This window comes from Psychrobacter sp. NPDC078409, assembly GCF_050268505.1.
Taxonomy (GTDB): Bacteria; Pseudomonadota; Gammaproteobacteria; order Pseudomonadales; family Moraxellaceae; genus Psychrobacter.
Map to the genome: position 1 here is coordinate 255,818 of NZ_JBNNGW010000002.1, position 22,322 is coordinate 278,139.

Sequence of the window (22,322 nt, forward strand, 5' to 3'; positions counted from 1 at the left end):
TTTCTATCCAATCGGACGTCTGCCTGCTTCGATGGTTTTTTGACGGGTACGCTTACCTTGACCAAATGCTTGCGTAATACGGTCAATGATAATAGCAACGATAACGATGGCCGTACCTGCTTGTAGACCCTGACCGATATTGAGCGTTTGGATAGACTGCAATACATCTTCACCAAGCCCAGGAGCACCAATCATTGAGGCCAATACCACCATGGCAAGCGACATCATCACAGCCTGATTGATACCTGCCATAATACTTGGCAACGCTTGTGGCAATTTAATCCAGAGAAGTAGCTGTAAATGCGTACTACCAAAGGAGCGTCCTGCTTCGACCATTTCATGATTGACTTGTGTAATCCCTAATGTCGTCAGACGAATCAAGGGTGGCAGCGCATAAATCACGGTCGCGAATAACGCAGGCACTTTACCAATACCAAACAACATCAGCACTGGTATGAGATATACAAAACTCGGCATGGTCTGCATGATATCTAGCACTGGCGTCACAATCTTGCGTAGCAGTTTGCTACCTGACATAGCGATACCAATAGGAATACCAATCACCACCGTGACCAGTACCGATACGATAAGCAGCGCTAAAGTATCGATCAGTGCGCCCCATAAACCAAAAGCACCTATCAAAAATAGCCCTGCACCGCATGCCAGCGCGAACCAAATCTTGCGGACACCAAGCCAGCCAAGCACAGTCACAAATGCAATAATCAGCCAAGGTGGAATAACCGTTAATAATCGTTCAATAGGTAATAGCAGATAAGTAAGCGCCATCGTGCTAATAGTACGAAATACGTCACCATAGTTTTGGACAACATTTGCTAAAGCGTTATTGAGTGGGGTCTCAAGCGACCATGAAGGAAAGCTTGATGCGAGCGCTGACGCATTGATACTAGATGTAGTTGTACCGGTAGAGGTAGCACCCGTTGAGTTAAGACCTAACTTGGTAGCGAGATTGGTAGCGGCTTCATCGGATAACCATGCTTGCCAAACCTCTGGGTTGTCACGCAAAAACACCATGGCTTGCTCATCGCCAGTACGTTTACTTTCGCTCATCTCCAAGATAGCACCGTTTAGCTCATCAGAGGTAAATTGCACCTTTTCAAAGACATTCGCTAGTGCAGGATTGGATTCGACAAACGGGGTAGAAACAGCAATACCTAACGGTGATACTGGGAATCCTGAGACGCAATCCATCTTACCATCAGCGAGCAGCAGATTTTGCCAACAAGCATCTTCATAAGCTGGGAACTCTAATGGCGCAAGGTCATATTTTGCCATTAGCCCAGTGGGTTGCCAGTAGTAAAACAACAGTGGCTTATGCTGCTCGAAAGCGGAGGCAATTTCGGCATCGAGAGCAGCACCCGTACCAGGATGTGCGTTGTTAAAAAGACTGTCTAGACCAGTGGTTTTTAGCAAACGTGTGTTAAAAATCTCACATGTCCAACCAGAGGGGCAGTTCATAAAGCGAGATTTACCAGGGTCTTCAGGGTCTTTAAATAGCTCAGTATATTTAGGCAAATCTTGATAGCTGCGTAGTCCTGGATTTTCTTCCAAGACGTATCGCGGGACATACCAGCCTTGAGTTGCACCACCTTTCAGCGTATCGCCGATGATGGCCACTTTATTTTGCTCAATGGCTTTTTCCATGATTGGCGAGCGACCAACCCACTGCTCCCCGATGACCTGAATGTCATTCTGTGAGAGCGCCGTATCAAGGGCAGGCCCTGCTCCTGGTACTTCTTCTACTGTGCAGCCGTACCCATCTTCTACGATATGTCTGAGTATGCCGGAGGTGAACTGCCCACTCTCCCAAGTTAGCGCCCCAAACTTGATCGGTGACTCACATGCTGCAGATGCCGATACTGGCAGTAGTAACGCGCTCATACACAGTAAGCTTAATGCAATCCATTGGCGCATACTCTTTCCTATTATTATGTTGTATCGGCATGAAATCACTATAAAAACAATAGAACTAAAAAATAGCCGAACGTCGCTATATCAAGTTTACCAATGCTAGCCATAGACCATTCAGCTACTATCTACTGTTGTTTAGACTTACTACAAAGTGTAGCGATTTATAGAAGTGATGACAAACGCTTATTTGTCGATTAACGCAGTATATAAATTTACGATAATCTTGATAAAGCTCTTAAGATAAGTCGCTCTTAATTTTAGAAATCTATATTTGAGAAGTTATATTTTAGACAAAAAAATAGCACCTATCTGGGTAGGTGCTATTGGTTATGGTATCGATTAAAAAAGGTCACTATTACTTTCTATAGCTACTATAAAATGTCTAACTCAAGAATTGTTATTTTAAAAACAGCGCCATCGCCTTTTTAAACAGTCCACCATACGGCGGCAATAGTAAATTCAGGCCATTGAGCTTGGTTTGGACAAAAATTGGCTTCATATGGCTGAGGCGTTCAAAACCAGCCTTACCATGGTACGCGCCAGTACCAGAATCACCCACACCACCAAATGGCAAGTCATGCTGAGCCACATGTATCAGAACTTCGTTGATACACAGACCACCTGAGACCGTATTATTACGCACGTTTTCGATACTGCTGTAGTTGTCACTAAACACATATAGCGCCAATGGGCGTGGACGCGAATTTACAAAATAAATGGCATCATCAAGCGTCTCATAATGCATCAGCGGCAAAATCGGGGCAAAAATCTCGTTTTGCATAAGGTCGCTGTCAGGCGCAGGTTCGCTGACGATGACTGGCGGCATTAGACGGTTTTCTATATTGGGTTCGGCGCCAGTTAACGCATGTACCTCGCCGCCTGTTAACGCATCTAGATAGCCTTTTACCCGTTTGAACTGCTCACCATTAATAATGCGAGAATAATCTGGGTTTTCTTCAATATTAGGATAATGCTTGGTCATCCACTCTTTTGCGAGTTGGATAAACTGGTCATGGTATTGACGTTGAATCAAGACATAATCTGGCGCAATACACGTCTGTCCCGCATTTAGTGTCTTACCCATCATCACTCGATTGACGACAGACTCTAGATTGGCATCATCTAGTACGATTACTGGTGATTTACCACCAAGCTCAAGTGTCACTGGTGTTAGATTTGGCGCAGCGGCAGCCATGACTTTTTTGCCCACCGCAGTCGATCCGGTATATAACAGGTGATCAAATGGTAACTTACTAAAGGCGGCGGCAATCTCAACTTCACCGAGTACCACACAGATCATATCTGGCGAAAAATAACGAGCAATGGCGTCAGCAAACGTCTGAGCAAATTGCGGCGCAGCTTCACTCATCTTGACCATGATACGGTTACCTGCGGTGAGTGCATCAATCATCGGGCCAATTGCTAAAAATAACGGATAGTTCCAAGGCACCATAATACCGACCACACCCAATGGCTGAGGCTGGATTTCATTATGGGCTGGCATATACAGCGCTGAAATAGGCGCACGATGGGCTTTCATCCATTTTTTGCCGTGTTTTTTGGCGTGGCTAATACCAGTAAAGCTAGGAAACAACTCAGCAAACTGCGTCTCTGACTGGCTACGATAGCCAAAGTCTGCACTAATCGCCTTTGCAAAACTTTCTTGGTTATCACTAAGCATCACTTCTAGATTGTCTAGCTGCGTCGTACGAGTGGCCCAATCATTGATTGGCTGGGTACGGCTTAACATTTGCAAGCGTGAAAATTGCGCTTTCATCTCATCGATAGTCGTCGCCGTACTTAGTGCTTCAGGCACACGCTGCAGCGCAAAACCTGTCTCGGTCACTGCCTGATCATGGGCGCTTTGGTTGCTATCTGTCATTTGTCTTCCTTGTCATAATCATAGTAATAGTCATAAGGTTTGTAGTCACTATACTATATTGGGTTAGAGGCTCCATCTTTCTAGTCAGGTGCACTCTTTGATAACCTACTCTGACTATAAATTTCATCAGATTCCATTCATCACACTTTAATGTAGCGCATCGACTGAGCAATGAACAGCACCTTTGGTTGACTACTGCGTCTGTACTAGCAGTACCTTTATAAGCGACTTACCACTGTTCTATACCTATTATTTCATCATCAATTGCTAGCTGTTTATTATTAGCATTTACGCCACTTACAGACATTGCGACAGTATATATCTTTGGGCGATAGTCGCCAAAACTGCTACACTACCGATGAGCATTATTTATTTTAAACTTGATAATAATAAGACAGATACTCTCATGCAAAATGACACACAACTCCTTAATGATACGCTTGTCAGCAAATCTCTCTCAGCGGCCGATTATGTCCCTACTCTCGATGCGATGCTGGCACGCACCCTTGAACGTATCGATCTAAAGAAACGACAAGGGCTGCGTACGCCTGATGAATTATGGATTGTAGATCATAACGACGTCTACACGCTTGGACAGGCAGGTAAAGAAGAGCACATATTACAGCGTACTGATACACCTATCATCAAGACCGATCGCGGTGGTCAAGTGACATGGCATGGTCATGGGCAGCTGGTTATCTATTGGTTGTTTGACTTGGACAGCCTCAAATGGAGTGTGCGCAATCTTGTCTCCCATGCTGAGCAAGCGATAGAAGACGTCATCAATGACTGTTTGCGTAGCTCACCGTCTAATAGTGACAATATCAGTGCTCATGCGCGCCGCGATGCCCCAGGTGTCTACCTATATGCAGATACTGTTGCAACAGATGACCGCACCGCTACAGATGACAGTTCTCTTGATAATAAAATTATGCTTGGAAAAATGGCTTCACTAGGCTTTAAGATTAAGCATGGCTTTAGCTACCATGGTATTGCGATTAATTTAAATTGTGACCTGTCCTCATTTAACGCCATCAATCCTTGTGGCTATGCCGGCATGCAGATGTTGCGACTGTCTGACTTTGTAGCCATGCAAACAGATTCAGAGCAAACAGAGCTAGAGGCGCAGTCTAAACAGCAAATGAGCGATTCATTCAGCTATGAGACAGTCACTCAAAAACTTATTGATAACATCGCCAAGCGCCATGCTGGACTGATTGAGTTGCGAGCTATCGCACCCAAGTAAGTTTTGAGCCCATTTTTGCATAATCTTTTTTTGCATAATATCTTGCACGCTTAGACTTAAGCATTAAGAGAAAATTCAGTACAAACTTGCTATAATCGCATGCAGTACAAATCGGACGCAGCAACTATCCTTGCTGTATCCCTAGCTCAACCCCTTATTCAAACATTTAAAACAAAAGCAAATTGGAGCATTTTATGGCAGATTTTAACAAAATTTTGGACGCAGGCGACGTAGACGGCGGCATCATCAACGTAGTAGTAGAGATCCCAGCTGGTAGCAGCCATAAAATTGAGTGGAATCGCGAATTAGCAGTATTTGAGCTTGACCGTATTGACCCACAGATTTTTGCCAAACCTTGTAACTATGGTTTTATCCCGCAAACACTTGACGAAGATGGTGATGAGCTTGACGTATTGCTATTGACTGAGCAGCCACTACCGACTGGTATTTTCTTAAAAGCAAAAGTCATCGGTGTGATGAAGTTTGTTGATGATGGCGAAGTAGATGACAAAATCGTTGTTGTCCCTGCTGACGACCGTGACACAGGCAATGCTTACAACAGCTTAGAAGACCTACCAAAGCAGTTGATCAACCAGTTAGAGTTCCATTTCAGTCATTATAAAGACCTGAAAAAAGCTGGTACGACGGTTGTTGAATCTTGGGGTGATGTTGCAGAAGCGAAAGAAGTCATCAAAGAGTCTATCCAACGCTGGAAAGATCTATAATTATCAAATATTGGCAAAAATACCAATAACGATAAATAAGAAAATACCGCAGTCACCATAGTGGCCGCGGTATTTTTTTGCTTGAACATTGCTTATTTAACATGGTTATAATGAGCATATAACTCATTCACACTTATACGCCGTAATAAGGACAGTCATGTTTAACCCCGACCCTAGCGCAAAACCGGTCAATACCAAGTTGCCAAGAGACGTCATTATGATGGTCGAAAAAAACAACCTAGTAATGGCCATCAAAACTTTGGCGGCAGACGAAAACATCAGTATGGATGAAGCCAAAAGTAGAATTGATGCTTATGAGACCCAACTGAAAGTAAAGCAACAACAGAAGCTCAATACCATCGCTAGTAAACAAGGCATTCCAAATCAAGCCATCAGCTTTGATAGAGAGCAAGAAGAAGACGAGCCTGGGCCATTGGTAAAAAATCGTGTTAAAACCACCAAACAGAGCCAAGGGTTTAAGGGGCTACAAGATGGTGTCGATAGTCAGTTGAATGACTTAGGCTATAAGAAACCTCTACTACCTTATTGGCTAAAACGACTGCTCGTGATTGCTGTCTTGATGATAGGAATATTTTGGATACTGTGGCGAGTATTTGGTTAAGTGATTTAGCTAAATAAGAAACTGGCTCGACATGTTCCCCATACAGCCACATACCGACTAGCTATAATTTAAGAATGTAGCTAGTCGATATGCTAATTGAAAACCTGCCCCTGAATCCTTTCAAGCGTCCATTAATCTCAAATTACTTAGAGCAATCCTTTATATAAAAAGTAACAGCCTACGACGGTCAACAGTACTGCAAAGCATTTTTTCAGCAACTGCGGCGATAATGCGTGAGCGACTTTTGCGCCTAGCTTGGCGGTAAAAAAGCTCATGATACTAATACCTAAAAAAGCATAGATATGGACAAAGCCAATCGTATTGGGCACGTCGACTTGCGCTTGCATGCCAAAGAACATAAATCCTAGCGCACCTGCAATCGCGATAGGCAATCCACAAGCGGCTGAGGTTCCAACGGCTTTTTGCATCACTACACCGTAACGCGTGAGATAAGGTACGGTTAAGCTACCACCGCCAATCCCAAAAATAGCAGAAGCGATACCGATACCAGCTCCTGCTGCTAGTTGCTTAGGCTTTGAAGGCAAGGCTATATGGACATTACCAGCATCGCTATCTGCTTTCTTTTTGCCACCCATAAACATTTTATAAGCAACCCAAAGCAAAAACACACCAACAATCAACTGCAGATACAACCCAGATATCTGTCCTGCTATCCCTGCCCCTAAAAAGCAGCCTATTGCTAAGCCTGGCGTCAGATTTTTAAAGACAGGCCACATGACTGCGCCTTTCTTGTTATGCGCCATGAGCGAGCTTATGGACGTAACAATAATAGTCGCCAGTGAAGTACCCAAAGCCAAATGCATAATAGTGTCAGGACTGTAACCCATTTGCGTAAAGACAATAAATAGCAGTGGTACGATAATAGTGCCACCGCCTACTCCGAATAGCCCTGCAGCAAATCCTGCTAGCGCCCCTATTATTAAAAAAGTTATTAATTCCACAGGATAGTTACTTCTTATTTAGATTTAATGAAATGATAATTATAGTTAAACGACTGCTCAATATTGAACGAGCAATATTCCATAGGCTTAGGTATTGGATAATAGGTATTAGATTAAATAAGCTCTACTTGCCCAACTCTAGAATAGGCACGGTTAAAGTAAACCAACCCTTCATCAGTGCCGCCTTGTGGCTCAGCCTGATTGATTGCGACAACGCGGCACATAAAGACGCTATGCGTGCCGACTTCTTGAATTTGTTCAATCTCACAATCAAAGCTGACCAAGGCATCTGCTAACACAGGAGCACCTGTTTGTAATTGTGTCCAAGAACCATATGCAAACCGTTCTTCTGAACACAGTTTAGAGGCAAAAGCATTGGACAGCTGCTCATGTTGCGCGCCTAACACATTGACACTTAAAACCTTATTTTCCAGAAAGTAGCCATGTGACCGAGACGTTTGATTCATACAGACAAGCAAGGTCGGCGGTGTGTCTGTGACACTACATACTGCTGATGCAGTAAACCCATGCATGCCCGTCGCGCCTGATGTAGTCACCACATTGACCGCAGTCGTTAGCAAAGACATGGCATCTCTAAAGTCGGTCGCGTCAATCCTATCTTTAATCATTGCTTCAATCCTGAGAAACGTTAAAAAATAACGTTAAAAAATTGTGCTTCAATTTTAGTTTTACAAGGGAAGTTCTCTAAATAAAATTTCCTAAACGGCTAGACTCTAAGCAGTCAGTTCTTGGCGAACGATTTGAGCACCAGCGCTTAGTGCTGCGAGCTTACCACGTGCGACTTGGCGAGACAAAGGTGCCATGCCGCAGTTGGTCGCAGGATATAGCTTGTCAGCATCGACAAATTGTAGCGCTTTGCGTAGCGTATCGGCCACCTCTTCTGGTGTCTCGATAGTGTTGGTTGCCACATCAATGGCACCGACCATCACCTTTTTACCACGAATCAATTCAATCAAATCCATAGGTACACGTGAGTTTTGACACTCCAGTGAGATGATATCGATTTTTGATTGTTGCAGTTTAGGAAATGCTTTTTCGTATTCGCGCCACTCTGAGCCCAGTGTCTTTTTCCAATCGGTATTGGCTTTGATGCCATAGCCATAGCAAATATGCACAGCTGTCTCACACTTTAGACCTTCAATGGCGCGCTCTAAAGTTGCAATACCCCAGTCGTTCACATCATCAAAGAATACGTTAAATGCGGGCTCATCAAACTGGATAATATCAACACCAGCCGCTTCTAATTCTTTTGCTTCTTGGTTCAGGATTTTAGCAAATTCCCAAGCCAATTTTTCACGGCTTTTATAATGACCGTCATATAACGTATCAATCATCGTCATCGGCCCTGGCAACGCCCATTTGATTGGCTGATTGGTTTGTTGACGTAAAAACTTGGCATCATCAACGAATACGGACTTCGGACGGCTCACCGCACCAACGACTGAAGGCACGCTCGCATCGTAGCGATTACGGATTTTGACCGTCTCACGCTTCTCAAAGTCAACACCATCAAGGTGTTCGATGAATGTAGTCACAAAGTGCTGACGGGTCTGCTCGCCATCACTGACAATATCAATCCCTGCATGCTGCTGTTCTTGCAATGATACGCGTAGCGCATCTTGCTTGGCTTCAAGCAACTGCTCGCCCTCTAACGCCCAAGGTGACCAAATTTTCTCGGGTTCTGCTAGCCAAGATGGTTTTGGTAAGCTGCCAGCGGTAGACGTCGGTAATAGTAGTTTCATACGATTTATCTTCTAATTAATTTATTTTTTATTATGTTGATGAGGGATGCTCAGTTAAGCGGCTTGCTTCCTAGCCGTTTTATTGTCAGCGGCTTCTTTTTGAGCAATCTCGCCTGTTACATCATAGCTTGCAGCCCATTCCTCAAGGATTGTTTGATACGGCTTAATAAAATGCGTCTCGGTAAATCTGCCTTGGGTCACTGCCATTTGACTACGTTCGGCGCGATCATAGACCACTTGAGTCAATGAATAGTCTTGGTAGTTCAAGCTCGGTTGATATACTTGTCCAGCGCTTGAGTTGGCGTTGTAAATCTCAGGACGGTAGATCTTCTGAAAGGTCTCCATGGTGCTAATCGCACTAATCAGCTCAAGATCGGTGTAGTCACTGAGCAAGTCCCCTGCAAAATAAAAGGCTAATGGCGCGGCGCTACCTTCAGGCTTAAAATAACGTACCGTTAAACCCATTTTATGAAAATAGTCGTCGGTCAACGAGTATTCATCTTGCTTGTATTCAATACCCAATACAGGGTGCTGATTGACAGTACGGTAGTAAGTCTTGCTAGTTGACACGCTCAGGCAAATCACTGGTTTTTTGTGAAAATGAGCGTTGTAAGCTTCTGAGTTCAATAAGTATTGAAACAATTTGCCGTGCAACTCACCAAAATTATCTGGTGTTATGGATGCTAGGTTTTTGTCGCGATGCTCTGGTAACACAATACTAAAGTCATAATCACGCACGTAAGAGGAGAAACTGTTGCCAACCATGCCGTCGATACGCTTGTTTTCTTTGTGATCCACAATCGTGGTTTTTAGCGTTTCGATAATAGGGAATGTCTGACCATTGCCTTTAACATCTAGATCGACAGAGATGATATCAACTTCAACAGAATAACGATCTGCTGTCAGATTGTCCCAATGCGCCAATGCATTAAAGCGGTTATTAATCATGGTTAACGTTTTGCGTAAGTTCTCTTGGCGGTGCTCGCCGCGTGCCAAATTTGCAAAGTTAGTCGTCAAACGCGTGCTATCTGCAGGTTGATAGTTTTCGTCAAAACGAATGTGCTTAATTGAACAATTGAATTCTTTACTCATGGTGATCCGCTACCTTATTTATCTGAGATAAAACCAAATCTGTGTATGAGGTGAATCATACCGAAATCTAAACATGAATAAAAACGATACAATCTAAACATAAGATGAATTTTATTCATCTTATTAGAAATTAGAGATACAAAGGAAATTTAACAGCGGAAGTTTTAAGAGTTCATTTAACGTATAACTAAGCCTTTCACGCACTGGCGGCGAAGAAGGCTTTTGTACTGCTTAAGCATATTTTTAAGGCATAAAAAAAGGATACCGTAGTATCCTCCTTATCCAAATTCGAGCCTGATAACAAATCGATTCTAGTGATGCTCACCAGGAAGGATTTTGGCAAAGGCGCGTTGAGCAAGATTAGGCTTGCTATCAGTCGTTTGCGCAGCAGTCGAACTTGGGAAAATACGATAGCCAATGGACTGAACACCAACGTTAAAGGCTGGTACCAGTGAATAAGTCGCCGAGGCAAATTTACCCATATTACTCGCAATGCTATTTGGCTTATGAACGATAGCTTTTGCGACCATCATCGCTGCTTCATCGGGCATCAGTGCTGGCATATAACGGTATAGCTTGGTTGGCGCTATCATTGGGGTACGTACAAGTGGCATAAAAATATTGGTTACTTTGATGTTATCGCCTTTGACTTCAGCAGCCAGACAGCGACTAAATGCATCTAAGGCCGCCTTTGACGCGACATACGCTGAAAAACGAGGGCTATTAGCCAATACCCCAATTGAGGATATGTTCACGATTTGACCAGTTTGACGACCAATCATCGTTGGCAAGAAACCAAGAATGATTTTGACCGCGCCAAAATAATTAATCTCCATAGTACGTTCAAAATCATGAAAACGGTTGACCGATTCATGCACTGAACGGCGAATCGAACGTCCTGCATTGTTGACTAGTACATCGACATGTTTAAAGTCAGCCAAAATCTTTTCACTGGTTTTTTCAATCTCATCCATATTGGTAAGATCGCATGGATAGTAGCTAGCCGCGCCGCCAAGTGTTTCAATATTTTCTTTGACCATTTTTAGCTTATCTTCAGTACGGGCCAGCAAAATAACATGCGCGCCACATTCACTGAGCAAAAAAGCCGTACGCTCACCGATACCACTTGAAGCGCCTGTGATGATAATATTCTTGCCCTTGACGGCTTTGGTGATTGCTTTTTTCGAGAGATTGGCCATAAAAAGTCCTTTTCGTTTATTCTATAGTTATTGGTATTCGGTTATAGCATAGCAAAAAAATGTCGTATGGAGTGAACAAAACCACAGTGGGCGTTAGCTAACGGGATCTTTACAAATTTCGTCGTCTACATAAATATTTATAAACATATTTTTAGCTTATTGTTAAGTCCTAAGTGTTAAATGCTAAGCTTTTTTTTGATTAATTATGAGGAGTACCTGCTTTGATAGACACACTAACTCACTATATCGACTTAATTGCCAAAATGATCGAAGTCATTGGCGTCCTCATTATGTTTTTTGGGCTATTTCTTGCCTTGTATAAAGCTTTTCGAGCGTCTGGCCATTTCAACAATGATACTTATGTCGAGATCAGACAGACCGTAGGCAAATCTATATTGTTAGGGTTAGAGGTGCTAATCGCCGCTGATATCGTGGCTACTGTCGTCACCGAGCCATCGCTACGCAGCGTACTGGTGCTAGGTTTTATCGTACTGATTCGAACCTTTTTAAGCTTATCGCTACAAGTTGAACTAGAAGGTCGATTCCCTTGGCAAAATAGAAAACCTGCGCCTGATAAACAGTCTGATACTGACAATCATACTGTGCCAATTGATAAAGCATAGCTGTTATATAAAAGAGCTATCAAAAGGCAAGACGTAAAAAGTACTATGAAAAGTAACTAGCACGAGTTTATAAAACAAGATTTAAGCGATTACTACTCGTGCGCCTGCAAAAAAGTCTCGACCACTTTAAATTGTCCAGCCGTGCTTTCTTCACCATACATCGCCTGTCTAAAGGCGTTAGAGTTTGGAATACCTGTCGTATACCATGCAATATGTTTGCGAGCGATACGGCAGCCTGAGTACTCGCCATAAAAATCATAGAGCTCTTGCAAATGGGCCAGTACGATCTCTTTTATCTTACTGACGCTCGGTGACTCCAGACACTCGCCTGTACGCAAAAAGTGCTCAATATCGCGAAATATCCATGGTTGCCCTTGTGCAGCACGCCCAATCATCACTGCATCACAGCCTGTCATCTCATAGACGTGTTGGGCTTTTTGTGCGCTATCGATATCACCATTGGCAATGACAGGAATACTGATGCTTTCTTTGACTTCGCGTATTAGCTCATAGCGTGCATTACCTGTATACATGTCTTCACGCGTACGTCCATGAATAGCAATTGCTGCAATGCCTGCCTGCTCAGCACGCTTGGCGACTCGTAAAATGTTTTCACGACCATTCTCAAAACCTAGACGTGTCTTTAGCGTGACAGGTGCATTCACCGCATTGACCGTTGCATCTAGCAATCGCGCGACCAAATCTTCGTCTTGCAATAATGCAGAACCTGCCAGCTTACGACAGACCTTTTTGGCCGGACAGCCCATGTTGATATCGATAATCTGTGCACCATTATCAATCTGATATCGTGCCGCTTCAGCTAATTTGTCCGGCTCAGCACCTGCTATCTGCGCCGAAATAGGCGCAATCTCATTATCAAAATTGGCACGGTACAAGGATTTTTTGCGCGCATAAAGGGCCGTATCAGCGATGATCATTTCACTGACCGCATGACCTGCGCCAAATGACTTGCACAGTCGGCGAAAGGGGTTGTCCGTCACGCCTGCCATTGGTGCGACCATTAAACGGTTTTCAATCGTCAGGCCACCGATATTCAATGGCTGCAACAATGGATGGTCAGACACTGGCACAGATGTGGGTACAACAGGAAAGTCTATAGACATAAGAAAACGGCTTGCAGTTGATTGAAGTAAGTCAATGAAAACAAGCCGTTATTCTAAGGATTCGTGCACATAATGCAAGCTATTCACGTGAATAACTTGCATACATGATGTTTGATTTCAAACAATTACTCTAATTATTTATCAAGCACACTGCCCTGCTCTAGCGTGATGTCATCATCATGCTCTTGCATACGCCACGGTAGACTATCAGGCGATACATTAAGGAAATGTAAATACTTCTCAAACTGATCAATGATGTCATTAATCACTGATTCAGATTTGTAGCCGTATAAGTCATAGGTCTGACCACCACGGCGTAGATACACCTCAGCGCGATGATGGTGCTCTTGTGGCAAGGTATCTGCGCTGTCTTCAGTATAATAATCAGGCGCATCATGTTCAGATAAGCGAACTTCATACCAAAACTCGACATCGTCACCACGTTGCAACTCTAGCACCGCACGGTTATTGACCGCGTCATAGTTGACCTCAGTCGTCCAGCCAGTTTCTGCAAATTTGGACGACACCTCCATCATCGAAGGCATAACCACTTCTTTGATATAGCTAAGAACCTTTTCACGCGTTGGCTTATCGGTCATATAATCAATACGCTCGCGCCATGCAGACGGTTTGAGTAAATGCGGCGGCAGTCTGTTGTCATTACCGAGGCTCTGATTACGATGTCCTTCGATACGCAGCGCACGCCACATACCAAACATTGAAATAAGAATAATAATCGCAAATGGTAACGCACTAACGATAGCCGCTGTTTGTAGGGCTTCTAAACCACCTGCAAGTAGCAATACTGCTGCGACAGCACCTTCAGTCACTACCCAAAAGCTACGCTGCCACCATGGTGTATCACTGCGACCACCTGCCGCTAGCGAGTCGATTACCAATGAGCCAGAATCCGATGACGTCACAAAAAAGGTAATAATCAATAAAATGGTCAACGACGACACAAATTCAGTAAACGGTAGATTCTCTAACAGTTTAAACAAAGCGATCGCTTGGTTGTTTTGTACTTCACTGATTAATGAGGTATAACCATCGACCATAATCATGTGTAGCGCGGTATCACCAAACACCGAAAACCAAAAGAATGTAAAGAAGGTCGGTACCAGCATGACACCAAGTACAAACTCACGAATAGTACGACCACGGCTGATCTTAGCAATAAACAGACCCACAAAAGGCGCCCATGCAATCGTCCATGCAAAAATAAATAAAGTCCAGCTGCCGATCCAATTGCTATTCTCGTATGCTTGCAAGCTAAAGGTACGTTCAACGATATTACCCAAATAGCTACCCGTATTTTCCATGAAGGCATTTAAGATAAAAATGGTCGGACCGACAACAAATACGAACAGCATCAGCGCAGTTGCCAACAGCATATTTAAAATAGATAAGCGTTTTACACCCTTATCCATCCCTGCTAATACCGATACCAGTGCCGCGGCGGTCACCAAGGCAATAGCAATCACCTGTATGGTCGTATTCACTGGAATGATATCTGGCAATAGATAATTGAGTCCCGCATTGATTTGCGACACCGACAAGCCAAGACTGGTCGCAATACCAAACATCGTACCTAATATCGCAAACACATCGACTGTATGACCGATAGGGCCATGAATCCTGTCACCAATAATCGGATACAGCGTCGAGCGTATTGATAGTGGTAGACCATGACGAAACGCAAAATACGCTAGTGATAAACCAACGACACCATAAATTGCCCAAATATGAAAACCCCAATGAAAATACGCAATTTGCATCGCTTCTTTTGCCGCGGCGATAGTCTGCGGATCCGACATTGGCGGACTAGAAAAGTGCATCACTGGTTCCGCTACCCCATAAAACAGTAGCGCAATCCCGTAACCTGCCGAAAACAGCATGGCAAACCATTCAAGGAATCCGTACTCTGCCTCAGCATGATCAGGGCCCAGCTTGATACTGCCATAAGACGAAAACGCCAGTACAATAATGAACATCAAAAACAGTGCAACTGCCAGCATATAAAACCAGCCAAATGTCTCAGTCGTAAAACTAAGCACATCACTGAACAGAGCACCCGCTGCTTCAGGATTGATCGCAGTACCGATGACCAATAGCAGCATAATAATTGCTGCAGGTACAAAGACTGGCAATAAAATAGTCGAACGAGGTAATTTACTCATGAAAGATAATATCCTCAAAAGTTAACAATGCCTTTTTATGAAAATTTTTAATTAAGGCAAAGATTAGAAAATGTGTGTGAATGGTTATAATAATTATCACACTCTTTTCCAAAACCCTAGACAAGCGTTCAACTCGTAACATGACTTTAACGAATGTTACATGACTATTACCAAGAAAATAAAAAAGGCAGCTTGCTAGCTGCCTTTTGATTGTATATGGATTCTACTTTGGTAATTTATAATCTATAAATGCTCGCTAATTCGTAAATACCAATATTTTGTACCTAAATAGAAGCACTCTGTTTCCTAACTAGGCATCAATCACTGCCGCCAGTTTCTGAGCAATATCTGCCAAATCATTATTATCAGCTTGGGTCACCGCATGACGACCCAATTCATGGATACTTGATGGAATGAGATGCACATGATAATGAAAGACTGTTTGACCTGCTTGTGAACCATTTAACTGCATTTGGATAACGCCTTCACGCTCAAAAACTTGACGCTGGGCTTGCATTACCTTTTTAGAGGTCATTAATACCGCAGCAGCGTACTCTGGCTCAAGATCGGCCAGATCTACCGCTTTTTGCTTTGGTATCACCAATACATGGCCTTCTGCTTGCGGCATGATATCCATAAAGGCGAGCGTTTTATCATCTTCATATACTTTGTGATATGGAATATCACCATCTAGCATTTTGGCAAAGATATTATTGTCATCATAAGTGGTCTGTTGATTCAATTCAGTCATTATTTTTCCTTTAAGGGTTTTATTATCAGTTAATTAATAGCTTAATAGCTATCCAAAATAGATAAAAGCATCTGTCATATAGTGGACGAAATATAGCCTTAGTACAAGTCAGTATGACAATCGAATTTGAAAAATATCAAGCCATATTCCAACCATACTAGCTCACTAATTTATTGGCGGGCCATGCCCTTAAAATGTTATATTAACCCTCTATTTTAATAACGCTATGCTTATGGATTTGCCTACTTTGCCGACCAATAGATCAGATAGCCTAGATAACGGCGACCCGTCTTCAACACTCAATGACAATGCCCAAACGTCTGGATCAAATGTCTCTGTGCCTGATAGTACTGGCTTAGAGCAACTTAGTACTGAGCCTGACAATAGTACTCAAACTATCGATCCGAACGCTATCATATTAGCAGAAGCATTGACTGATAAAGCCATCAGCTGGCAGATACACAATTGTAAAATTATAAAGAAAACTGTCACACAAGATTTGCCACTGCCCTTTTTGTATCACTATGACAGTTTAGATGATGCGATCAAACAAACTCACCCGCTCACTCCTGAGTTACTGCTTCAATTTAACACACCTATGTCGGCTCATGAGGCTGCCAAGTTAATTGGTATTGACGATGAGCTGCTGACCAGTCCTTGGCATGTGAAAATTATCGGCTCGTTGGTCGTATTTAGTGAGGCATTGCAATTGGCCGTACGACTACACTGGACCAATACGGGTAAAGAGACGCAGCAGGTATATACCAAGGATGCTGCAGATGCAATTACGGCAGCGTTCAAAGACTGGCAGTTTTTTGGTCGTGTAGACGTCCTTTATAAAAATAATAAACAAATATTAATTAGTATTGACGAGCAAAACCCCAATACGCAAGCACTACCTGTCGAATCATTGCTGACGATTGAAGCTAGTGGCGATTATCAACAGTTACTGGCTACTCATGCGCTTGCAGCCATTGTAAAATTAGAAGCAGACAAAGCTGATCTTCCTTGGTTTGACAAAGCCATATTAGAACGTATTGAGTAGCTATTTTGAATAACTGTTTTTTCGTTCATCGCTTGTGATTATTAATTCACTGTTATTAGCATATTGTTTTTAATTATTCATATCTAATGGTATGGTAACGAATTAGTATTATTCACTAGTACTCACTCTCTATAAAAAGCACACTATCCCTATTAAAACTAAGGGTGCACATTTTTATAACCCCGCCTATTTGTAAGGAATATCACATGGATTATCGCTCAAAAACCTCTACCGGCGGTCGTAATATGGCAGGCGCGCGCGCATTATGGCGTGCAACCGGCATGACTGACGGCGACTTTGGCAAGCCAATCATTGCGATTGCTAACTCTTTTACCCAGTTTGTACCCGGCCATGTGCATCTAAAAGACCTTGGACAGCTGGTCGCCCGTGAAATTGAGCAAGCAGGCGGCGTTGCAAAAGAGTTTAATACCATTGCGGTCGATGATGGTATTGCGATGGGCCATAGCGGTATGTTGTACTCGCTACCAAGCCGTGATTTGATCGCTGATTCTGTCGAGTATATGGTCAATGCCCACTGTGCAGATGCGCTAGTTTGTATTTCTAACTGTGACAAAATCACTCCGGGTATGTTGATGGCCGCCATGCGCCTTAACATTCCAGTGGTGTTTATCTCAGGTGGCCCAATGGAAGCGGGCAAAATCTTAGCCAGTACCGTTGGTAAGAGCCACAATACCGATAGTAGTGACAGCAGTGCTGTTCGCAAACTTGACCTAGTCGATGCAATGATGGACGCGGCTGATGATAGCATCAGTGATGAAGACGTCGCCGCTATCGAGGCTTCAGCCTGCCCTACTTGTGGTTCGTGCTCTGGTATGTTTACCGCCAACTCGATGAACTGCTTGACCGAAGCTTTAGGCTTAGCTTTACCAGGTAATGGCTCACTGCTAGCTACTCATTCATTGCGCCGCGAGCTATTCTTAGAAGCGGGTCGTACCATTGTGTCGCTTGCTAAGCGTCGTTATGAGCAAGATGATGACTCTGTACTACCACGCTCTATCGCTACCAAAGCCGCTTTTGAAAATGCCATGAGCTTAGATATCGCCATGGGCGGCTCAACCAATACCATCTTGCATCTACTTGCTGCGGCTAATGAAGCAGAAATCGACTTTAAGATGGCTGATATCGACCGCCTAAGTCGCGGTGTGCCTTGTCTGGCAAAAGTAGCCCCTGCCTCACAGAAATACCATATGGAAGACGTGCATCGTGCTGGCGGTGTCTTTGCATTACTCGCTGAGCTTGATCGCGCTGAGTTATTAAAAACTGATGTGCCAACTATCCATAGCGCAACGATGAAAGAGGCGATCGATAAGTGGGACATCATGAACCCTGACAATCATGAAGCTCGCGCACGCTTCCTTGCAGCACCTGGTGGCGTACGTACCACAGAAGCATTCTCACAATCAAAAGAGTGGTCAAACCTCGACGTCAACCGTGAGTCAGGCTGTATCCGTAGTGCCAAACACGCCTACTCTACAGATGGCGGCTTAGCCGTACTATATGGCAATATCGCCGAGCGCGGCTGTGTGGTCAAAACCGCAGGCGTCGACGAAAGCATCTTGACCTTTACTGGTCGCGCGCGTCTATTTGAATCACAAGATGATGCGGTTGCTGCGGTATTGGCTGATCAAATCGTTGCAGGCGATGTGGTCATCATTCGCTACGAAGGCCCTAAAGGCGGCCCTGGTATGCAAGAAATGCTGTACCCAACGACTTATCTGAAGTCAAAAGGATTGGGTAAAGAATGTGCTCTACTTACCGATGGTCGTTTCTCTGGTGGTACATCAGGTCTATCAATTGGTCATGCCAGCCCAGAAGCTGCTGAAGGCGGTGCGATTGGTTTGGTTGAAGAAGGCGATAGTATTCATATCGATATCCCAAACCGTACCATCAACATGAAAGTGAGTGATGCAGACTTAGCCGCTCGCCGAGAAGCTATGGAAGCGCGTGGTCGTGATGCATGGAAGCCTGTCAACCGTGACCGTCATGTCTCGCCAGCATTACGTGCTTATGCTGCTATGACTACCAGTGCTGATACTGGTGCCGTACGTGACGTGAGCCAAGTCGAGCGCTAGTCTGTAAGCTATTAATGATACAAACATACTGATAAAAACATATTAAGCCTGCGCAACGCAGGCTTTTTTTTCACCAAAAAACAACGTAGCGGTCGTTTTGATAACTATTTTCTGCGGTAATTATTTTATTTTGGCGTCATGATAAAGAGTATCAGTGATTGACTATCAACTATTGCTGTGAATTGTCATCAATATCTAAAATTACTCTCTTAAAATTGACCCTTAAAACATAACGACGTGCGTAAACCTTATGATTGAAAAATATAACTTATTCTTATTAATCTGCGGGATTGCCTTTTTACTCGGGGCCTTGTTTCCTGTTATTTTTAAGCGCACCTCTATCTCATTACCGATGCTCCAAGTCAGCTTCGGTCTGATGATGGGCTACTGGTGGACGTCTTTATCCTTTTTAGACCCACTTGATAACGGTTTACTCATCGAAAAACTGACTGAGATTGTTGTACTGGTCTCATTGGTTGGTGCTGGTATTAAAATCGATACAGAGCTGTCTTGGCGATTGTGGCGACCAACAGTAAGGCTACTACTTATTACCATGCCTATTGGTATTTTTGCGATGGCAGTCTTGGGGTATTACGCGTTTGGTTTGAGCCTTGGTGCAGCTATCTTATTAGGTGCAGTGTTAGCGCCCACTGATCCCGTGTTAGCTTCGAGCATTCAGGTGGGACCTCCCAATACAGGAGGAGAAGACACACCGCGCTTTACCTTAACGTCAGAGGCCGGGTTGAACGATGGCCTGGCTTTTCCGTTTGTATATCTAGCGATTAAGATCGCAGAAGCATTCAGTGAAGGCAAAGCCTTTACTTACGAGATGCTATGGTCGTGGTTTACTCATGATGTCTTATGGAAGATTGGCGCAGGCGTAGTGGTAGGTGTATTGGTTGGTAAAATGTTGGCCAAAGTCGTGTTTTCTAAACACACTCGCGAAACTACCATCTCGCAAGGCTATGTGGTTATTGCGTTGACGCTACTAGCCTATGGTCTTGCTGAGTATGTACACAGTTATGGCTTTATCGCTGTATTTGTGGCCGCATTTGCGTTTCGTCGCTCGGAGTGTGAGCATACTTATCACCAGAAACTGCATGATTTCGCTGAGCAATCAGAAGGCTTACTAATGTCATTAGTGCTGGTTATCTTTGGCATGTTCCTTGGTCAAGGGTTGCAAGCAGGTGTCGAGCTGACATGGCGCGTCTATATCGTCAGCTTTACCTTCTTACTACTTATACGTCCAATTGGTGGATTTATTGCCTTATCAGGATTGAACTTACCTCATACCGAGAAATACGCAATATCGGCTTTGGGTATTCGCGGTATCGGTACTTTGTATTATCTGTCCTATGCGCTCAATCAAGGTTTCTTCGCGGATGAAGATGCGCTCAAACTGTGGATTGTCTGTTCGATTGTCATCTTGACTTCTATCTTTATACACGGTCTTAGCGCATCAAGACTGCTTAAAATGACACCAAACAAGCAGCATTAAAATTAATGCTGCTTATATTTGAAACAGAATCAATTCGCGATTGAAGTTGGCATTATTAAAGTATCTCTTCTACCCAGCTCAAGACGGCTTCTGTCAGCGCAAACTGACGAACGTCATTGAGCATAGTGGTATCAAAATTATGAATAAAAGCAAATGACAATTGGCGCTCAGGGTCGCACCAAGCAACCGAGCCGTTATATCCCATATGCCCAAATCCTGATAAAGCAGGACTCATTCCCTTATCCGTATCCTCGTTGTTAGCATACAAGCTAAATAATCTATGGTAGCCCAATCGCCATTTCATGGCCGCTGGCATAACCGCATCTAAACCCTTAACTTGCGGAGTAGATAACTGCTCAAAAGTAGCACTATCAATCAGCGTTTTCCCTTGCCATATACCGCCATTAGCGAGCATTGCGTAAATTGTTGCCAATGCTTTGGCGGAAGCGACACCATTTGCCGCTGGAATGACCGCCTGTAGCGTCTGACGATTATAATAGTCAAGGGCATGCTTGCCAGCAGGTATCAGCGCTGCCTTATAGTTTTTTAGATTGAGCTGACTGGTATTGAAATATAAACTATTGATACGCGCCGTATTTAAGATAGGTTGTACGTTATCAATATCAGGGCTATCTAGATTTTCATCAAGGCTGTCATTAAGGCTACTTTGCGTCTCAGCTGCACGCTTATCATTTAGCATTTTCTGTTGCCAACAATGATAACTAGGCAAGCTTGCATAAGTACGTAAAGTCTCTTGAGAGTCTACTTTTAAGGTTGGTTTTTGGCGTCTCGATTTCAATTGAGAGCTTGTATCCTCTGTTTCTTCAAAATCTTTGGCTAATTTTGCCACCTGATCTACTTTACTATCTGGCACACCAAAATAGCAGCTGTCGGCAATACCCAGAGGCTCTGTTAGAGACTGGCTCAGTGCTTCAGCGAACGATAGATTCGTGACCGCCTCTACTACGCCGCCCAATACCCAACCGTAGACCAATGCACTATAAGCGCTGTCATACTTGGTCGCATCTTCGGGAGAAGTAATAGGCATCGCTGCAATGTGGCGCAGCATCGTATCCCAATCGAGTACCGTCTCGCTATCAACATCAATACTTTGAATCGAAAACAGATCGGCCTGATGTGACATGATTTGTCGCAACGTAATTTGGTCTTTGCCGTTTGCAGCAAATTCTGGCCAGTAATGGGCAATAGGTTTGTCATATTCGATCAGTTGCTGCGAAACCAGCACATGAACCAACGTTGCCAATACTCCTTTACCAGTAGAAAAATTAATGGCCAACGTATCAGGCTGCCACGACATATCAGGACGTGCCATACCTGTACTGGCTTGCGCTATACATTGACCTGCCTGATACACGGCCACGGCCCCGCCAGCGGGTGCATCATCAAGCTGCAAATCTGTCAGTAATTGCTGTAATTTGTTTTGAAAGTCAGCGTTTATGGGTGTATTAGAATTCTCTGTATTATGATCCATTATTATTACCTTGCTCCAGTGATATGAATTATTCTATTTTTAAAATGATAGTAATACACAAGCTACATAAAATATTTGAACCAGTATAAATGAATT

At 43.6% G+C, this 22,322-nt stretch carries 18 protein-coding genes; 7 read left to right on the forward strand and 11 right to left on the reverse strand.

Features of this window, described 5'->3' with window-relative positions; translation table 11 throughout:
- Positions 1 to 3: 3 nt before the first annotated feature.
- Together ACQKC9_RS04165 and ACQKC9_RS04170 are read right to left on the reverse strand one after the other, a co-directional pair.
- Entirely contained in the window at positions 4 to 1,932 is a 1,929-nt protein-coding gene (locus ACQKC9_RS04165) for a glycine betaine ABC transporter substrate-binding protein (protein WP_427620610.1), read from the reverse strand.
- Between the two features lie 394 nt (positions 1,933 to 2,326).
- On the reverse strand, positions 2,327 to 3,811 hold the full coding sequence (locus ACQKC9_RS04170) for a coniferyl aldehyde dehydrogenase (RefSeq protein WP_427620611.1): 1,485 nt from the start codon (positions 3,809 to 3,811) through the stop codon (positions 2,327 to 2,329).
- Between the two features lie 406 nt (positions 3,812 to 4,217).
- Here ACQKC9_RS04170 and lipB point away from each other — a divergent pair, with 406 nt between their 5' ends.
- The 3 genes from lipB (at position 4,218) to ACQKC9_RS04185 (ending at position 6,404) form a co-directional block, all read left to right on the forward strand.
- Positions 4,218 to 5,057: a lipoyl(octanoyl) transferase LipB gene (gene lipB, locus ACQKC9_RS04175; protein ID WP_427620612.1), complete on the forward strand. Its 840-nt coding sequence runs from the start codon at positions 4,218 to 4,220 to the stop codon at positions 5,055 to 5,057.
- 194 nt (positions 5,058 to 5,251) lie between these two features.
- Positions 5,252 to 5,782 carry an inorganic diphosphatase gene (locus tag ACQKC9_RS04180; protein WP_057759479.1) on the forward strand — a complete coding sequence of 177 codons (531 nt, stop codon included), beginning with the start codon at positions 5,252 to 5,254 and terminating at the stop codon, positions 5,780 to 5,782.
- 157 nt (positions 5,783 to 5,939) lie between these two features.
- The gene (locus ACQKC9_RS04185) at positions 5,940 to 6,404 is read left to right on the forward strand and encodes a hypothetical protein (RefSeq protein WP_101205393.1); all 465 of its coding nucleotides are present in this window, start codon (positions 5,940 to 5,942) and stop codon (positions 6,402 to 6,404) included.
- A gap of 146 nt (positions 6,405 to 6,550) precedes the next feature.
- Here ACQKC9_RS04185 and ACQKC9_RS04190 read toward each other — a convergent pair whose 3' ends face one another.
- The 5 genes from ACQKC9_RS04190 to ACQKC9_RS04210 all read right to left on the reverse strand — a co-directional run bounded on the left by ACQKC9_RS04190 (position 6,551) and on the right by ACQKC9_RS04210 (position 11,420).
- Positions 6,551 to 7,366, reverse strand: coding sequence for a sulfite exporter TauE/SafE family protein (locus ACQKC9_RS04190; RefSeq protein ID WP_427620613.1), 816 nt, complete (start codon positions 7,364 to 7,366; stop codon positions 6,551 to 6,553).
- Positions 7,367 to 7,479: 113 nt separating this feature from the next.
- The gene (locus ACQKC9_RS04195) at positions 7,480 to 7,995 is read right to left on the reverse strand and encodes a flavin reductase (RefSeq protein WP_427620614.1); all 516 of its coding nucleotides are present in this window, start codon (positions 7,993 to 7,995) and stop codon (positions 7,480 to 7,482) included.
- Between the two features lie 105 nt (positions 7,996 to 8,100).
- Positions 8,101 to 9,129, reverse strand: a complete 1,029-nt coding sequence (locus ACQKC9_RS04200) for a methionine synthase (RefSeq protein WP_427620615.1) — start codon at positions 9,127 to 9,129, stop codon at positions 8,101 to 8,103.
- A gap of 54 nt (positions 9,130 to 9,183) precedes the next feature.
- Complete coding sequence (locus ACQKC9_RS04205) at positions 9,184 to 10,221, reverse strand: DUF1852 domain-containing protein (protein WP_427620616.1); 1,038 nt, start codon at positions 10,219 to 10,221, stop codon at positions 9,184 to 9,186.
- A gap of 311 nt (positions 10,222 to 10,532) precedes the next feature.
- The gene (locus ACQKC9_RS04210; RefSeq protein WP_057759469.1) at positions 10,533 to 11,420 is read right to left on the reverse strand and encodes an SDR family NAD(P)-dependent oxidoreductase; all 888 of its coding nucleotides are present in this window, start codon (positions 11,418 to 11,420) and stop codon (positions 10,533 to 10,535) included.
- 221 nt (positions 11,421 to 11,641) lie between these two features.
- On the opposite strand from ACQKC9_RS04210, the gene ACQKC9_RS04215 reads away from it, so the two are divergent.
- Entirely contained in the window at positions 11,642 to 12,043 is a 402-nt protein-coding gene (locus ACQKC9_RS04215; protein ID WP_427620617.1) for a DUF1622 domain-containing protein, read from the forward strand.
- 92 nt (positions 12,044 to 12,135) lie between these two features.
- On the opposite strand, the gene dusB is transcribed toward ACQKC9_RS04215, so the two are convergent.
- The 3 genes from dusB to ACQKC9_RS04230 form a co-directional block, all read right to left on the reverse strand.
- The gene (gene dusB, locus ACQKC9_RS04220) at positions 12,136 to 13,167 is read right to left on the reverse strand and encodes a tRNA dihydrouridine synthase DusB (protein ID WP_427620618.1); all 1,032 of its coding nucleotides are present in this window, start codon (positions 13,165 to 13,167) and stop codon (positions 12,136 to 12,138) included.
- 134 nt (positions 13,168 to 13,301) lie between these two features.
- The gene (locus ACQKC9_RS04225; protein ID WP_427620619.1) at positions 13,302 to 15,347 is read right to left on the reverse strand and encodes a BCCT family transporter; all 2,046 of its coding nucleotides are present in this window, start codon (positions 15,345 to 15,347) and stop codon (positions 13,302 to 13,304) included.
- A gap of 310 nt (positions 15,348 to 15,657) precedes the next feature.
- Positions 15,658 to 16,098 (reverse strand): HIT family protein, encoded by a 441-nt coding sequence (locus ACQKC9_RS04230; RefSeq protein WP_427620620.1) that lies wholly within the window; start codon positions 16,096 to 16,098, stop codon positions 15,658 to 15,660.
- A 232-nt stretch (positions 16,099 to 16,330) separates the two neighbouring features.
- Between ACQKC9_RS04230 and ACQKC9_RS04235 the strand changes: the two genes are divergently transcribed.
- The 3 genes from ACQKC9_RS04235 (at position 16,331) to ACQKC9_RS04245 (ending at position 20,734) form a co-directional block, all read left to right on the forward strand.
- Positions 16,331 to 17,143 carry a hypothetical protein gene (locus tag ACQKC9_RS04235; protein WP_427620621.1) on the forward strand — a complete coding sequence of 271 codons (813 nt, stop codon included), beginning with the start codon at positions 16,331 to 16,333 and terminating at the stop codon, positions 17,141 to 17,143.
- 206 nt (positions 17,144 to 17,349) lie between these two features.
- The gene (gene ilvD / locus ACQKC9_RS04240) at positions 17,350 to 19,236 is read left to right on the forward strand and encodes a dihydroxy-acid dehydratase (protein ID WP_134292494.1); all 1,887 of its coding nucleotides are present in this window, start codon (positions 17,350 to 17,352) and stop codon (positions 19,234 to 19,236) included.
- 250 nt (positions 19,237 to 19,486) lie between these two features.
- Positions 19,487 to 20,734, forward strand: a complete 1,248-nt coding sequence (locus tag ACQKC9_RS04245) for a cation:proton antiporter (protein ID WP_427620622.1) — start codon at positions 19,487 to 19,489, stop codon at positions 20,732 to 20,734.
- Between the two features lie 55 nt (positions 20,735 to 20,789).
- Here ACQKC9_RS04245 and ACQKC9_RS04250 read toward each other — a convergent pair whose 3' ends face one another.
- Positions 20,790 to 22,226: a serine hydrolase domain-containing protein gene (locus ACQKC9_RS04250; RefSeq protein ID WP_427620623.1), complete on the reverse strand. Its 1,437-nt coding sequence runs from the start codon at positions 22,224 to 22,226 to the stop codon at positions 20,790 to 20,792.
- Positions 22,227 to 22,322 lie beyond the last annotated feature (96 nt).

Excerpts from the sequence above, each read along its gene's own strand:
- ACQKC9_RS04170 (WP_427620611.1), bottom strand. The coding sequence starts at position 3,811 with ATGACAGATAGCAACCAAAGCGCCCATGATCAGGCAGTGACCGAGACA.
- dusB (WP_427620618.1), bottom strand. The coding sequence starts at position 13,167 with ATGTCTATAGACTTTCCTGTTGTACCCACATCTGTGCCAGTGTCTGAC.
- ACQKC9_RS04195 (WP_427620614.1), bottom strand. The coding sequence starts at position 7,995 with ATGATTAAAGATAGGATTGACGCGACCGACTTTAGAGATGCCATGTCT.
- ilvD (WP_134292494.1), top strand. The coding sequence starts at position 17,350 with ATGGATTATCGCTCAAAAACCTCTACCGGCGGTCGTAATATGGCAGGC.
- ACQKC9_RS04205 (WP_427620616.1), bottom strand. The coding sequence starts at position 10,221 with ATGAGTAAAGAATTCAATTGTTCAATTAAGCACATTCGTTTTGACGAA.
- ACQKC9_RS04250 (WP_427620623.1), bottom strand. The coding sequence starts at position 22,226 with ATGGATCATAATACAGAGAATTCTAATACACCCATAAACGCTGACTTT.
- ACQKC9_RS04225 (WP_427620619.1), bottom strand. The coding sequence starts at position 15,347 with ATGAGTAAATTACCTCGTTCGACTATTTTATTGCCAGTCTTTGTACCT.
- ACQKC9_RS04245 (WP_427620622.1), top strand. The coding sequence starts at position 19,487 with ATGATTGAAAAATATAACTTATTCTTATTAATCTGCGGGATTGCCTTT.
- ACQKC9_RS04180 (WP_057759479.1), top strand. The coding sequence starts at position 5,252 with ATGGCAGATTTTAACAAAATTTTGGACGCAGGCGACGTAGACGGCGGC.
- ACQKC9_RS04235 (WP_427620621.1), top strand. The coding sequence starts at position 16,331 with ATGGATTTGCCTACTTTGCCGACCAATAGATCAGATAGCCTAGATAAC.
- ACQKC9_RS04185 (WP_101205393.1), top strand. The coding sequence starts at position 5,940 with ATGTTTAACCCCGACCCTAGCGCAAAACCGGTCAATACCAAGTTGCCA.
- ACQKC9_RS04230 (WP_427620620.1), bottom strand. The coding sequence starts at position 16,098 with ATGACTGAATTGAATCAACAGACCACTTATGATGACAATAATATCTTT.
- lipB (WP_427620612.1), top strand. The coding sequence starts at position 4,218 with ATGCAAAATGACACACAACTCCTTAATGATACGCTTGTCAGCAAATCT.
- ACQKC9_RS04210 (WP_057759469.1), bottom strand. The coding sequence starts at position 11,420 with ATGGCCAATCTCTCGAAAAAAGCAATCACCAAAGCCGTCAAGGGCAAG.
- ACQKC9_RS04165 (WP_427620610.1), bottom strand. The coding sequence starts at position 1,932 with ATGCGCCAATGGATTGCATTAAGCTTACTGTGTATGAGCGCGTTACTA.
- ACQKC9_RS04200 (WP_427620615.1), bottom strand. The coding sequence starts at position 9,129 with ATGAAACTACTATTACCGACGTCTACCGCTGGCAGCTTACCAAAACCA.